The 12,785-nt window shown below is 72.7% G+C and carries 11 protein-coding genes; all 11 read left to right on the top strand.

What is annotated here, in order from left to right; genetic code table 11:
* Positions 1–120: 120 nt before the first annotated feature.
* Positions 121–1,377, top strand: a complete 1,257-nt coding sequence (locus tag IF28_RS0113930) for a PucR family transcriptional regulator (protein WP_030218844.1) — start codon at positions 121–123, stop codon at positions 1,375–1,377.
* A gap of 205 nt (positions 1,378–1,582) precedes the next feature.
* Positions 1,583–2,368, top strand: coding sequence for an ABC transporter ATP-binding protein (locus IF28_RS0113925; protein ID WP_030218840.1), 786 nt, complete (start codon positions 1,583–1,585; stop codon positions 2,366–2,368).
* Positions 2,365–3,171, top strand: a complete 807-nt coding sequence (locus IF28_RS0113920; RefSeq protein WP_030218837.1) for an ABC transporter ATP-binding protein — start codon at positions 2,365–2,367, stop codon at positions 3,169–3,171. Before IF28_RS0113925 ends, IF28_RS0113920 begins: the two co-directional genes overlap by 4 nt.
* Positions 3,168–4,064 (top strand): branched-chain amino acid ABC transporter permease, encoded by an 897-nt coding sequence (locus IF28_RS0113915; RefSeq protein ID WP_030218834.1) that lies wholly within the window; start codon positions 3,168–3,170, stop codon positions 4,062–4,064. Before IF28_RS0113920 ends, IF28_RS0113915 begins: the two co-directional genes overlap by 4 nt.
* Positions 4,057–5,193, top strand: a complete 1,137-nt coding sequence (locus tag IF28_RS0113910; protein ID WP_030218831.1) for a branched-chain amino acid ABC transporter permease — start codon at positions 4,057–4,059, stop codon at positions 5,191–5,193. Before IF28_RS0113915 ends, IF28_RS0113910 begins: the two co-directional genes overlap by 8 nt.
* Positions 5,190–6,476 (top strand): ABC transporter substrate-binding protein, encoded by a 1,287-nt coding sequence (locus tag IF28_RS0113905; protein ID WP_030218828.1) that lies wholly within the window; start codon positions 5,190–5,192, stop codon positions 6,474–6,476. Before IF28_RS0113910 ends, IF28_RS0113905 begins: the two co-directional genes overlap by 4 nt.
* Before the next feature lie 282 nt (positions 6,477–6,758).
* Positions 6,759–8,045: an ABC transporter substrate-binding protein gene (locus IF28_RS0113900; RefSeq protein ID WP_030218824.1), complete on the top strand. Its 1,287-nt coding sequence runs from the start codon at positions 6,759–6,761 to the stop codon at positions 8,043–8,045.
* A 1-nt stretch (position 8,046) separates the two neighbouring features.
* On the top strand, positions 8,047–8,982 hold the full coding sequence (locus IF28_RS0113895; protein ID WP_030218821.1) for a carbohydrate ABC transporter permease: 936 nt from the start codon (positions 8,047–8,049) through the stop codon (positions 8,980–8,982).
* Entirely contained in the window at positions 8,982–9,836 is an 855-nt protein-coding gene (locus IF28_RS0113890) for a carbohydrate ABC transporter permease (protein ID WP_030218819.1), read from the top strand. The genes IF28_RS0113895 and IF28_RS0113890 overlap by 1 nt, the downstream gene beginning before the upstream one ends.
* Positions 9,833–11,929 (top strand): alpha-galactosidase, encoded by a 2,097-nt coding sequence (locus IF28_RS0113885; protein WP_030218816.1) that lies wholly within the window; start codon positions 9,833–9,835, stop codon positions 11,927–11,929. The genes IF28_RS0113890 and IF28_RS0113885 overlap by 4 nt, the downstream gene beginning before the upstream one ends.
* A 63-nt stretch (positions 11,930–11,992) precedes the next feature.
* Entirely contained in the window at positions 11,993–12,766 is a 774-nt protein-coding gene (locus IF28_RS0113880) for an SDR family NAD(P)-dependent oxidoreductase (protein ID WP_030218813.1), read from the top strand.
* The last annotated feature ends 19 nt before the right edge of the window (positions 12,767–12,785 follow it).

Below are 12,785 nucleotides of genomic sequence, written 5' to 3'. Positions count from 1 at the left end.
TTCGGGACAGGACGAGTCCGATGGCGGCCGGCCCACGGGCTCCCCCGTACCGGCCGGGCGCCGATACGGGGACCCGCCGCACGGGCACCGCCGGGAAGCCGACCCTGGGGGAGACGCGCGATGCGACACGCCGTACGGCCACGAACCCTGCCGCGCCCTGGACCCGAGCCCGCACCGCCGCCCAGGACACCGCGCGTGCGGTCGCTGATCGACGCGGACGCGCTGCGCGTGCTGCACCGGGCCGCCCGCGTCCTGCTGGACGACCTGCCCCAGCACACCGACGGGCTGCTCGCCGTCCTGCAGGAGCAGGAGCCCGCCTACAGGGCCGCCGTGGAGGCGGACGCCACCACGACCTGGCAGGAGGTGCACCGCTCGCTGCGGCACAGCATCTCCTCGCTGCTCGACCCGCGGGGCGCCCGCGACGCCGCGCGGCGCTGCACCTGGAAGATCGGTGCCGTGCGCGCCGAACAGGGGCTGCCGCTCGACGCCCTGCTGCACGCCTTCCGGCTGGGCGGCTCCCTCGTCTGGCAGGGCCTGGTCGACGAGACGTCCCGGTCGGCGCCCGAGGACGTACGGCTGCTGGTGCACGTGGCGTCCGACGTGTGGGACTTCGTCGACGAGCACTGCACCCTCGTGGCGGACGCCTACCGGCAGACCGAGCGTCAGCTGGCGTGGCGCAGGGAGAACAGGGTGCGGCTGCTGGCCGCGGCCCTGCTGGACGGTACGAGCAGGATCGCCGACCTGCCGGAGGCGGCGCAGGCGCTGGCGCTGCCGGAGCACGGGCGGTACGTGGTCGTCGCGGTCGCCGGCGGCGCTGCTCCCGGTTGTTCCGGTGCCCAAGCGGCCCTCGCCCCGGGTGTGCGCGTGCACTGGCACACCGGCGTGGACGCGGACTACGGCATCGTCCTGGCCGGGGACGGTACGGAGCCCGTGGTCCCCGAGGAACAGGCGGCCGGGGCACGGATCGGCGTCAGCAGCGCGGTCCGGGGACTGTCCGCGGTGGGGGAGGCACGGCGGCTGGCGGACACCGCGCTGAGCCTGTGCCCCGGGGAGGGCGGCACGATCCGGCTGACCGAGCATCTGCCGGCCGCGCTGGTGGTGTCGAGCCCGGGACTCGGCGCCGCGCTGGTCGAGCGGCTGCTGGGCCCGCTGGCCCACCTCGAACCGGCCGACGCGGAGGTCCTGCTGGACACCCTCGCCACCTGGCTGGCCTGCGACGGCTCGGCCCAGCGTGCGAGCCGCCGCCTCTACTGCCACCGCAACACGGTCCTCAACCGCCTGCGCCGCTACGAACAACTGACAGGCCGCTCCCTTTCCCGCCCCACGGACCTGACGGAGACGACCCTGGCCCTGACAGCCAGAACCTTCCTGACGTAGCACCGGACACCCCACCCGCCCCGAAAAGCAGAGGGGCCCGGCAACGGGCCCGCCTGGGCACCGGCACAACCCCCGCCCACCCCCATTGGTACGCCGCAGCGTACGACCCCCAAAACCTGTACCCCCCGCCCGCCCCCATGCTGTCGTGAGGCACCCCTGCCCCCCGAAGCCGCCGCGCCCCGCGCCCCGGCCCCGAGGAGTCGCGATGCCCGAAGCACCACCGGACAGCTCACCCACGCTGCGCGTGGAGACCGTGGACGTCACCTACGGCCGCGCCCTGTCCGCCCTCCGCTCCGTGTCCCTGACCGTCCCGCCCGCCACCGTCGTCGCCCTCCTCGGCGCCAACGGCGCGGGCAAGACGACCCTCCTGCGGGCGGTCTCCGGCACCCTGCGCCTGCACCGGGGCGCGATCACCGCCGGCACCATCCGCTACGGCGACACGGTCCTCGACGGCGGGGACCCGGTCGCCGCGGTCCGCGCCGGAGTAGTCCAAGTCCCCGAAGGGAGGAGGGTGTTCGCCGGCCTCTCGGTCGACGAGAACCTCCGCTCCGGCGGCCTCGGCCTCAGCCGCCGCACCCGTACCGCCCAGATCCAGGAGTCCCGCGACCGCGTCTTCACGCTCTTCCCCCGTCTCGCCGAACGCACCCACCAGGCAGCCGGCCTGCTCTCCGGCGGCGAGCAGCAGATGCTCGCGATCGGCCGCGCCCTGATGGCCGCCCCGCGCCTGCTGCTCCTCGACGAGCCCTCCCTGGGCCTCGCCCCGCAGATGGTGCAGCGCATCGCCGAGGTGATCCGCGAGATCAACGCCCAGGGCACCGCCGTACTTCTCGTCGAGCAGAACGCCGGGATGGCGCTCTCCCTCGCCGACCACGCCCACGTCCTGGAGGTGGGCGAGACCCGCCTCGAAGGCCCCGCCGGCGAACTCGCCCGCACCGACGCCGTACGCCGCCTCTACCTGGGCGAGTCGGCCGAGGACCAGGGGGCGGCGTGACCGACCGCACCGCCGCCGCGCCGCCGCCCGTGCTCGACGTACGGGACGTCACCGTGCGCTTCGCCGGGCTCACCGCCCTCGACGGCGTCTCCTTCACCGTCACCCCGGGCTCGGTGCACGCGCTCATCGGACCCAACGGCGCCGGCAAGTCCACCTGCTTCAACGTGCTGTCCGGCCTGTGCCGCCCGGCCGCCGGCACGGTGACACTCGGCGGCACCGAGCTGACCCGGCTCGCCCCGCACCGTATCGCCGCGCTCGGCGTGGCCCGCACCTTCCAGAACATCGTCACCACCCACGGCACCGTCGCCGACAACCTGATGCTCGGCCGCCACGCCCTCACCCGCGCCGGTTTCGCGGCCACCGCGCTGCGCCTGCCGAGCGCCGTGCGGGAACAGCGCGAGCACCTCGAAAGGGCCCGCGAGATCGCCGAACTCACCGGCCTCGGCGCCCACTTCGACAGCCCCGTCGCCCTGCTGCCGTACGGCGACCGCAAGCGCGTCGAACTCGCCCGCGCCCTCTGCCTGGAGCCCCGTGTGCTGCTCCTCGACGAACCGGTGGCCGGAATGAACGCCGCCGAACGCGCCCGTACCGCCGAGGCGGTGGGCGAACTCCGCGCCGAACTCGGCCTGTCCATCGTCCTCGTGGAGCACGACATGGGTCTCGTCATGCGTCTCGCCGACGACGTCACCGTGCTCGACTTCGGCAGACGCATCGCCCACGGCACCCCCGACGAGGTCCGCCAGGACCCCGAGGTGCTGCGCGCCTACCTCGGCACCGACGCGCCCGGGGAGGACGCGGCATGACGGCATTCCTCGACAACATCCTCGGCGGGCTGGCCCTCGGCTCGGTCTACGCGCTGGTCGCGCTCGGCTTCGTCGTCATCTTCAAGGCCTCCGGCGTCCTCAACTTCGCCCACGGCTCCCTGCTGCTGTTCGGCGGCTACCTCACCGCCGTCCTGCACGACGACCTCGGATTCGCCGGGGCACTCGCGCTGGCCGTCCTCGCCACGGCCGCCCTCGCGGGCGTACTCGACCGGTTCCTGCTGCAACGCGGCGGCCAGGACGCCCACTCGGCGCATGTGCAGACCATCGTCACCATCGGCGTCGACATCGTCCTGCTCACCGATCTGTCCCGGCGCATCGGCGGTGACCTGCTGTCCCTGGGCGACCCGTGGGGCGACTCGGTGACCGAGCTGGGGCCGCTGACCGTCGCCGACAGCCGGCTCGCCGCGATCGTGGTGTCGGCGCTGGTCATCGGCGCGGTGTTCGCGCTCTTCCGGTTCACCGCCTGGGGCCTGTCGCTGCGGGCGGCGGCGGAGGACCTGGAGGCGGCCGCCCTCATGGGCGTACGGCTCAGCAGGGTCCGCGCCGGCGCCTGGTGCCTGGCGGGCGCGCTCGCCGCGCTGGCCGCCGTGTTCCTCGCCGCGTTCCCCGCCCCCGGACTGGAGCGCACCACCGGTCAGATCGCCCTCAACGCCTTCCCCGCCGCGATCCTCGGCGGCCTCGCCTCCCCGGCCGGAGCCCTGGCGGGCAGCATGATCATCGGCCTGACCGAGGCGCTCGTCGTCGGCTACCAGTCCGATCTGCACGTCCTCGGCGAGGGCTTCGGCGACGTCGCCCCGTACGCCGTGATGCTGCTCGTCCTCCTGGTGCGGCCCACCGGGCTGTTCGGCGCGAAGGGAACGGCCCGTGTCTGACCGACTCCCCGGCATGCTCACCCGACGCCGCGCCTCGCTCCTGCTGGTCGCCGTCGTCCTGTGCCTGCCACCGTTCTACCTGGACGCGTTCTGGCTGCGCATCGGCCTGTTCTCCATGGCGGCGGCCATCGGCGCCATCGGCCTCGCCCTGCTCAGCGGCACCGCCGGACAGCTCTCCCTCGGACACGCCTTCTTCCTCGCCGTCGGCGCCTACGGCTACGCCTGGCTCGCGGGCGAACCCGGCCCGGGACTGCCCCCGGCCGTCGCCGCGCTCCTCGCGGTCCTGCTCGCGGGGGCGGCCGGCGGACTGTTCAGTCCCGTCGCCGCCCGGGTGAAGGGCATCTACCTCGGCATCGCCACCCTCGCGCTGGTCTTCCTCGGCCACCATGTGCTGCTCACCGCGGACTCCGTCACGGGCGGCTTCAACGGCCGCTCCGTGCCCCCGCTGACCCTCGGCGGTTTCACCTTCGCCGAGAGCGACCCCGAACTGACCGTACTCGGTGTGCCGTTCGGCGCCGAGGAACGGCTGTGGTTCCTGGGCCTGACCCTGTTCGCGTTCACCTGGTTCACCGCCCGCGGCCTGCTGCGCGGACGCCCCGGCCGGGCGCTGGCCGCCCTGCGCGACAGCGAGACCGCGGCCGCCGTGATGGGCGTGGACGTCGCCCGTCACCGCTCGGCCGCCTTCGTGGTCTCGTCGATGTACGCGGGCCTCGCGGGGGTGCTGCTGGCGCTCGCCTTCCGCCGCGTCGTCCCGGACTACTTCTCCCTCGCGCTCTCCGTCGACTACCTCGCCATGATCGTCATCGGCGGCCTCGGATCCGTCGCGGGAGCCACCGCCGGCGCCGTCTTCGTCACCGCGCTCCCGCTGCTGATGACCCGCTACGCCGACCAGCTCCCGCTGGTGACCGCGCCCGGCTCCGCGGAGGGGGCGGTGGGCCCCACCGAGGCGGCCCGCTACCTCTACGGCGCGGCGATCGTCCTGGTCCTGCTGTACGCCCCCGACGGCCTGCACGGTCTGACACGCCGGCTCCGGGACCGCGTACGGCGCCACCGCCCCCGTACCCCCACCCCGGAAACCGTCCCTTCGCCACCGCAACCGGCCGCACGACCCAAGGAGCACACCCCGTGAACACCACGCACCCCAGGCGCCGCAACCGGCACCGCACCGCCGGGACCGTCCTCGCCGGCGCCCTCGCCCTGCTGCTCGCGGTCAGCGGATGCAGCTCCAAGGCGGACGGCGGCGACAAGGGCGGAGAGGCCGCCGACGGCCTCCGCACCGGACCCGGTGTCGGCGCCGACACCATCAGACTGGGCGCCCTCACCGACCTGACCGGCCCCTACGCCACGCTCGGCAAGAGCATCGTGCAGGCCCAGCAGATGTGGGCCGACGAGACCAATGCCAAGGGCGGCATCTGCGATCGCAAGGTGGAGATCGTCGTCAAGGACCACGGCTACGACGTACAGAAGGCGGTCACCGCCTACGCCGACATCGCCCCGGACGTCGTGGCGCTGCCCCAGGTCATCGGCTCCCCGGTGGTCGCGGCCCTGCTCGACGACATCGAGCGGGACAAGATGCTCACCTTCCCGCAGGCCTGGGCGGCCTCGCTGCTCGGCAAGGACGCCGTCCAGGTGCTCGGCACCACCTACGACGTCGACATGATCGCGGCCGTGGAGTTCCTGACCCGCACCAAGGGCCTGAAGAAGGGCGACACCATCGGCCACGTCTACTTCGAGGGCGACTACGGCGCCAACGCGCTGGAGGGGTCCACCTGGGCGGCTCAGAAGGCCGGCATGAAGGTGGCCGGGCAGAAGATCCAGGCGACGGACACGGACCTCTCGGCCCAGGTGTCGGCCCTGCGCAAGGAGGGCGTGAAGGCCATCCTGATCAGCGCCGGACCCGCGCAGACCGCGTCCCTCGTCGGGGTCGCCGCCTCCCGCGGGCTGAAGGTCCCCGTCGTCAGCAGCGCCCCCGGCTTCGCGCCCCAGCTGATGAAGACCCCCGCGGCCCCGGCCCTGGCGGCGATGCTCAGCATCGTGAGCGCCGCACCGGCGGTCAGCTCCGATCTGCCGGGCGTGAAGAGCATGGTCGCGGCGTACCGGAAGAAGTACCCGGACTCGCCGGTGGACTCCGGGGTGCTGTCCGGGTACAACGCGGCGGAGCTGATGGGCGCCGACCTGAAGGCGGCCTGCGAGGCGGGCGGCCTGACCCGTGAGGACGTCGTCAAGGCACACCGCGCGCAGACCAAGGCCGACACGGGCCTCGGCACCGCGCAGAACTTCTCGGACGTGAACCGTCCCGCGAGCGTCGAGACGTATGTGCTCAGGCCCGACGCCGACGCGGTCGGCGGAGTGGTGAACGCGGAGGAGGCGCACGCGGCTCCGGGAGTCGAGGACTATCTGTCCGCCCGGTGACGGCCGGACACACCGCCGGGCCCCGGCGCACCCCAGGAGGGGGCGCCGGGGCCTTCGTGTACCCGTCCTTCAATAAATAAATTAGGAATAATTATTGACAGGGGTTCCGTGTGGCGCCACAGTCTTCGCCGTGACACCCGCCGTCACGCCGAACCCAGTGCAAATAAATTAGTAATTATCCTTGACGTGGCGCGTCCGCCACGCGAACCTGGATCCGCCGCGAGCGGGTGCCGGCCGTACGAGGGCCGGCCGCCGGCCGCGCGGATCCCCAGGGAGTGCTCCATGACGAACCACCAGACCAGCCGACGCCGCTTCCTCGCCGGGCTCGGCGCCGCCGGTACGGCCGCCCTGCTCAGCGGCTGCGTGACCTCCGGCTCCTCCGGAAAGAGCGCCTCCGGGGGAGCGGTGACCCTCCAGTCCAACCTGTCCGCCCCGCAGGCGAAGGCCGCGATGGAGGACCTCGTCGCCGCCTACGTCAAGAAGGGTACCGGCGAGGTCAGCCTGAACACCGTGGCCGCCGAGACCTTCCGCACCCAGCTGCCCACGTACCTCACCTCGGCCAACCCGCCGGACGTGTACACCTGGTACCCCGGCTCGGTCGCCGACGCCTACGCCCGCAAGGACCTGCTGCTCGACCTCGGAGAGGTCTGGGAGTCCCCCGAGCTCGCGGGCTACTCCAAGGCGCTGAACAGCCTGTGCACGGCGACCTCCGGCAAGAAGGTCTTCGTCCCCACCACCTCCTACTGGTGGGGCATGTTCTACCGGAAGTCCCACTTCGCCAAGTGGGGCGTGAGCGAGCCGAAGAGCTGGGACGACTTCCTCGACCTGTGCGACAAGCTCAAGAGCAAGGGCATCAGCCCCATCGGGCTCGGCGCCGGCGGCAACACCGCCTGGGTGGCCTCCGCCTGGTTCGACTACCTGAACATCCGCATCAACGGCGCCGACTACCACCGCGGGCTTCTCGCCGGTGAGCACCGCTTCGACGACCCCGAGGTGCGCAAGGTGTTCGACCGCTGGCAGGAGGTGCTGCCGTACTTCGACCCGGACGGCACCGCCGTCGCCTTCCAGGACGCGTCCACCTCCATGCTCAACGGCCGCAGCGGCATGATGCTGATCGGCACCTTCTTCGCCGACGCGGCCCCGAAGGACGCCCTGGACGACATCGACTTCTTCCGCTTCCCGGTCATCGACCCGAAGGTCCCGCTCGCCGAGGAGGCCCCCACCGACGGGTACTTCGCCGGTGCCCGCACCGGCCGCCACGACGAGGTGATCGACCTGATGCGCTACCTGGGCACCGCCGAGGCGCAGGAGATCTACATCAAGGGCTCCTCCGGTACGGTCCTGCCCTGTCACCCCGACGCCGGGGACGCCGGCACCCCGCTGGTCGTCAAGGGGCGGGCGCACATCGAGGAGGCGGCGGAGATCACCCAGTTCTTCAACCGGGACTCCAGCGACGCCCTCCAGCCCACCGCCGACAACGCGCTGACCCGGTTCATCGCCGAGCCCAAGTCGATCGGCTCGATCCTCACCACCTGGCAGCGCGACGCCGAGAAGATCTGGAACGCCTGACGTGGCCGTCCTGACCACCACCAAAAGCACCTCCCCGGCCCCCGCACCGCCCCGCGGCAGGCGGGGCCGGGGCGCCCGCCGCACACCCCCGCTGGTGCTCGCCTTCGTCCTCATCCCGCTCCTCGCCGAGGCGGTGTGGGTGTTCTGGCCCGCCCTCCAGGGCTTCTACCTCTCCCTGACCAGCTGGGACGGGGTGTCCGCGCCCACGTTCGTCGGCCTGGACAACTTCCGCGAGATGGCCGGCGACGCCACGTTCCGCGACGCCACCTGGAACACCGTGCTCTGGCTGGTCCTGTTCGGCGGTCTGTCCGCCGTCCTCGGCCTGGCCACGGCACTCCTGCTCCAGCAGGAACGGCGCGGCATCGGCTTCTACCGGGCCGCCCTGTTCCTGCCCGTCGTCTTCTCCCTGGTCGCCACCGCCCTGGTCTGGCAGGCGATCTACCAGCCCGACGGAGTCCTCAACCAGGTCCTCGAGTCCGTCGGCCTGGAGAGCCTGCGGCACGCCTGGCTCGCCGACCGGGACACCGCCCTGTACGCGGTGATCGTGCCCGCCCTGTGGCGGCAGATCGGTTATGTCATGGTGCTGTACCTGGCCGGCCTCAAGGGCATCGACCCCGCCCTCCACGAAGCCGCCAAGGTCGACGGCGCCGGACCCTGGCAGCGCTTCCGCCATGTCACCCTGCCCCAGCTGCGCAGCGTCAACGCCGTCGTCCTGTCCGTCATCGTCATCGACTCGCTGCGCTCCTTCGACGTGGTGTGGTCGCTGACCCGCGGCGGCCCCTACCACTCGTCCGAGCTGCTGAGCACCTACATGTACTCCACCGCCTTCCAGTCCCTGCGCCTCGGCTACGGCTCCGCCCTGGCCGTCGTGATCTTCGTCCTCGCGTTCGGGGTCATCGCCTCCTACCTCGTCCGCGCCTTCCGGGAGGCCGACTGATGGCGACCGTCCACACCCCGTCGGCCCCGCGCCGCAGGCGCCTCGCGACCGCCGGGTTCCACCTCGGCGCCGGCACCCTCGCCGTGCTGTGGCTGCTGCCCATCGCCCTGGTCCTGGTGACCAGCGTGCGCTCCTTCGACGACATCGCCGCCCACGGTCTGGGCAGCCGGCCGCACTCCTTCACCCTCGGTAACTTCGCCCAGGCCTGGGTCGACGGCGGCCAGCAGCGCGCCCTGATCAACAGCCTGCTGGTGACCGTCCCGACCGTTCTGGTCACCCTGGCGCTGGCCGCCATGGCCGCCTTCGCCCTCAGCCGCTACGAACTGCCCTTCCGGCGCTCCCTGCTGCTGCTGATGCTCGGCGGCAATCTGCTCCCGCCGCAGATCCTGCTCATCCCGGTGTCCAAGCTCAGCGAACTCATGGGCGTCTACGACACCCTGCCCGCCCTGATCGGCGTACAGATCGGCTTCGGCGTCGGCTTCTACGTCTTCGTCCTGCACGGTTTCATGCGCGCCATCCCGCCCGAGATCCAGCAGGCGGCCGTCGTCGACGGCGCGGGGCCCTGGCAGATCTTCTGGCGGATCATCCTCCCGCTCACCCGGCCCGCGCTGGCCGCCCTCAGCGCCCTGTCCTTCACCTGGATCTTCAACGACCTGCTGTGGGCCATCACCGTGCTGCGCAGCGACACCAAGATGCCCATCACCGCCGCCCTCATCGGACTCCAGGGCCAGTACGTCTCCATGTGGAACGTCATCGCCGCCGGATCCGTCATCGCCGCCGCGCCCACCGTCGCCGTGTTCCTGCGCTTCCAGCGGCACTTCGTGGCCGGCCTCAACCTTGGAGCGGTCAAGTGACGCATCACCGCTGGACCCTGCGCACCGACCGCACGAGCTACACGGTGCGGCTCTCCGAGGACGGCCCCTGGGCCGAACTCGACGCCTGGGGACCGCACGGCAGCGAGGACGGCCCGTCCGCTTTCGACCGGTCCCGGCGTACCCACTTCATCACCCCCGCCGACACCGCCCCGGCCGAGTATCTGCCGTCCGGCCTGCGCCCGTTCACCGGCGCCGACCTCATCGCGTCCCGCCCCGGCGGCGACCGCGGGGTGTGGTGGGAGTTCGCGGGCGCCGAGGAGGGCGAGGACACACTGAGGCTGGCGTTCACCGACGACGTCCTCGGGCTGCGCACCGTCCTGTGCTACGACACCGTGCCCGGCACGGACGTGGTACGGCGCTGGACCGAGCACACCTGCACCGGCGGCGAACCCCTGCGCCTGGAGCGGTTCGACTCCGCCGCCGTCAACGTCCCCGCGGGCGACGGCGTACGGCTGACCTGCCTCGCCGGACAGTGGTCGCAGGAGTTCCAGCGCACCCAGGTCGACCTGACCCGGGGCACCTTCACCATCGGCAGCGTCCAAGGGGTGCCCGGACACGCCTACGCGCCCTGGATCGCCGTACAGGACCGCACGGCACCGCACGACGGCCCCGCGCCCACCTACGGCCTGGCCCTGGAGTGGCCCGGCAACTGGCACATCACCGCCGAGGCCGAACCGGGCGGAGCCGTACGGGTCCGCGCCGGACGCGTACCGCACGAGGGCGCGGTGCTCCTCGCTCCCGGCGACACCCTCACCACCCCCAAGCTGGCCTGCGTGTTCAGCCCCGACGGGCTCGACGGACTGGCCCGCGGCCAGCACCGCTACGAACGCCTGCTGACCGGCGAGCGGATCCACCGCACCCGCAAGGTCCTCTACAACTCCTGGGAGGCCACCGGCTTCGACGTCGACGCCGCCGGGCAGCTGGAACTCGCCGAGGCCGCCGCCGGTATCGGCGCCGAACTGTTCGTCGTGGACGACGGCTGGTTCACCGGCCGCGCCGACGACACCGGGGGACTGGGCGACTGGTACCCGGACCCCGCCGCCTTCCCGCAGGGCTTCGACCGCTTCATCGGCCAAGTGCGGGCACTGGGACTGGACTTCGGCCTGTGGGTGGAGCCGGAGGCGGTCAGCCCCGGCAGCCGCCTGCACGCCGAACACCCCGAGTGGGTCTACCGCGTCGAGGACCGGCCCGCTCGCCTGGTCCGCAACCAGCTCCTGCTGGACCTCGGCCGCGAGGACGTCCAGGACTTCGTCACCGGCACCCTCGACCGGCTGCTCACCACCTACGACATCTCCTACCTCAAGTGGGACATGAACCGCCCGCCCACCGAACGCGGACGCCCCGGCGCCGGGCCGGCGGGCGAGCTCGACCTGGACGCCGCACACGTCCGCGGCTACCTCCGCGTCCTGGACCATCTGCGCACCGCCCACCCGCACGTCACCGTCGAGGGCTGCGCCGGCGGCGGCGGACGCGTCGACCACGCCACCATCGCCCGCACCGACGTGGTCTGGCCCAGCGACAACACCGCGCCCCTGGACCGGCTGCGCATCCAGTACGGTTTTCTGCACGCCCACGCCCCGCATGTGATGAGCTCCTGGGTCACCGACGCCCCCGGCCTGTTCGACCCGCGCCCGCGCAGCCTCGCCTTCCGCTTCGTCACCGCCATGTGCGGAGTCCTCGGCATCGGCGCCGACCTGCGCGCCTGGGGACCCGGACAGCGTGCGGAGGCGGCCCGGTGGACCGCCCGCTACAAGGAGGTGCGCGAGGTGATCCACCACGGCGAGGCGCGTCTCCTCGGCACCCCGGACGACCCCACCTGCGGCGTCCAGTACGACGCCCCGGACGGCCGGCGCACCGTCGTGGCCGCTTTCAGCACCGGACGGCTCGACGGCGCCCCGCTCGTCCCCGGCCGTCCCGCGCGGCTGCGGCCGCGCGGCCTCGACCCCGCCGCCCGCTACCACGACACCGCGACCGGCACGACGTACGGCGGAGCCCATCTGCTCCACTACGGCCTGCCGTTCGCGTGGAGCGCCGGCCACGACGCCGAACTGGTCGTCCTGACACGCCAGTAGCCCCGGCCCGGCATATGTTGCCCACACCGAGTCACCGACACCGCGAAGGAGCCCCACCCCACGATGGACCAGCCCGCACCACGCCAAGGCGCCCGCTACCACGGCCGTACGGCCGTGGTCACCGGAGCGGCCTCCGGCATCGGCGCCGCCACGGCCGAGCGCCTCGCGCAGGAAGGAGCCGCCGTGGTGCTCGCCGACATCTCCGAGACGGCCGGCCGGGCCGTCGCCGGGCGGATCACCGACGGCGGCGGCCGGGCCGCCTTCGTCCGCGCCGACGTCACCGCCGAGGCGGACTGGGACCGCGTCGTGGAAGCCGCCCACGGCTACGGTCCCGTGGACCTGCTGGTCGGCAACGCCTACACGGTCGATGTCGCCCCCGCCCACGAGCTGTCCCTCGACTCCTGGCAACGGCAGCTCTCCGTCAACGTCACCGGCAGCTTCCTCGGCTTTTGCGCCGTCCTGCCCGATCTGCGCGCCCGGCGCGGCGCCGTCGTGCTCACCTCCTCCGTCCACGCCCACAAGGGCATCCCCGGCCACCCCGCCTACGCCGCCTCCAAGGGCGCCCTGCTCTCCCTGTGCGGACAGCTCGCCGTGGAGTACGGGCCCGAGGTGCGCGTCAACGCCGTACTGCCGGGGCCGATCCTCACCGCCGCCTGGGACAGGGTCCCGCCCGCCGACCGTGAACGCAGCGTCGCCGAGACCGCCGCCCGGCGCTTCGGCACCCCCGCGGAGGTCGCCTCCGCCATCGCGTTCCTCGGCAGCGACGACGCCTCCTTCGTCACCGGCTCGCACCTCCTGGTCGACGGCGGCTGGAGCGTCGTCAAGGCCTCCGCATGACCACCACCGCCGTCCCGAA

The organism is Streptomyces sp. NRRL WC-3626, assembly GCF_000718785.1.
Taxonomy (GTDB): Bacteria; Actinomycetota; Actinomycetes; order Streptomycetales; family Streptomycetaceae; genus Streptomyces; species Streptomyces edwardsiae.
Note: the sequence above shows the minus strand (reverse complement) of the source record. Positions and strands in the feature narration are given on the sequence as shown.

Excerpts from the sequence above, each read along its gene's own strand:
- IF28_RS0113930 (WP_030218844.1), top strand. The coding sequence starts at position 121 with ATGCGACACGCCGTACGGCCACGAACCCTGCCGCGCCCTGGACCCGAG.
- IF28_RS0113925 (WP_030218840.1), top strand. The coding sequence starts at position 1,583 with ATGCCCGAAGCACCACCGGACAGCTCACCCACGCTGCGCGTGGAGACC.
- IF28_RS0113915 (WP_030218834.1), top strand. The coding sequence starts at position 3,168 with ATGACGGCATTCCTCGACAACATCCTCGGCGGGCTGGCCCTCGGCTCG.
- IF28_RS0113900 (WP_030218824.1), top strand. The coding sequence starts at position 6,759 with ATGACGAACCACCAGACCAGCCGACGCCGCTTCCTCGCCGGGCTCGGC.
- IF28_RS0113890 (WP_030218819.1), top strand. The coding sequence starts at position 8,982 with ATGGCGACCGTCCACACCCCGTCGGCCCCGCGCCGCAGGCGCCTCGCG.
- IF28_RS0113880 (WP_030218813.1), top strand. The coding sequence starts at position 11,993 with ATGGACCAGCCCGCACCACGCCAAGGCGCCCGCTACCACGGCCGTACG.